At 43.4% G+C, this 945-nt stretch carries 1 protein-coding gene; it reads right to left on the minus strand.

The window, feature by feature from the left end:
- Window positions 1–945 (minus strand): IS1182 family transposase (locus tag IEY42_RS22195; RefSeq protein ID WP_188927332.1); only part of this gene is annotated, 945 nt, incomplete at both ends.

Below are 945 nucleotides of genomic sequence, written 5' to 3' on the forward strand. Positions count from 1 at the left end.
ACACATCTAAAGCAGTATTGTTGATTATCAACGTCCCATACTCTTCTTATGAGCTTCATATTCGCTAATATCACCCTAAAAAAATGCAAAAAAGCGCCGAGTAACGCCATTTTCTTCATATTTTGCGCAGTGGCGGCTAACAGCCCTTGCATCTGCACTTTCATCAAGCCTCTAAACCTTGCATAACGATGACCATGGTGTTGCTTCGCATCAGCGAAGCTTCGTTCAACCGTGGCACATCGTCTTCGATAAATGCGTTTTCCACTGGGGGTTAATCGCAGCTTGTTCGCTCTGTCAACACTATCTTGCATGACGTGTCTTGCGATGACTTTTTTATGTCCTTTACTTGTGGTGCATTCGTTCAGTCTTGGGCAGTTAACGCAGAGGGTTGCATCGCTGTGATATTCTCTATATCCCAAGCGATTTGTGGTTTTATACAATAATTGCTGCCCTTCTGGGCATGTGTAATGGTTATCTTCTGCATTAAATTCAAAGTGCTTTTTCTTGATTGGATTCTTGGTTTTGGGCGGGCGTCGATACCCAAATACTCCTGCGATTTGTCGCGCTTCTAAAGCGTGGGCCACACTAGCTGTAAAGTAGCCTGCATCTAACCCTACGGCTAATGGGCTTAAGTTAAATTTATCTAATACCGTATCGAGTCTTTTGATGTAAGGTTGTGAGTCATGGACATTACCTGCTGTGATGTGGGTGTCGACGATAATATTATGCTTACCATCCACTGTTCTATGGTCTAAGTAGAAAAAACCTTGGGGCTTTTGGTCTCTGTGCATAAAGCCGCTTTCTGGGTCAGTGGTACTCACTTTGATGTTTTTGGTATCTGTATTCTCTTTCGGCTTTAGTGGTTGTTTACCGTGAGCTAATCTATCTTGATTAATGGCCTCATTAAGTTCATTAACATAAGCGCCCGTGCTCACGGCCACTTCC

Source organism: Shewanella algicola, from assembly GCF_014648035.1.
Classification (GTDB): Bacteria; Pseudomonadota; Gammaproteobacteria; order Enterobacterales; family Shewanellaceae; genus Shewanella; species Shewanella algicola.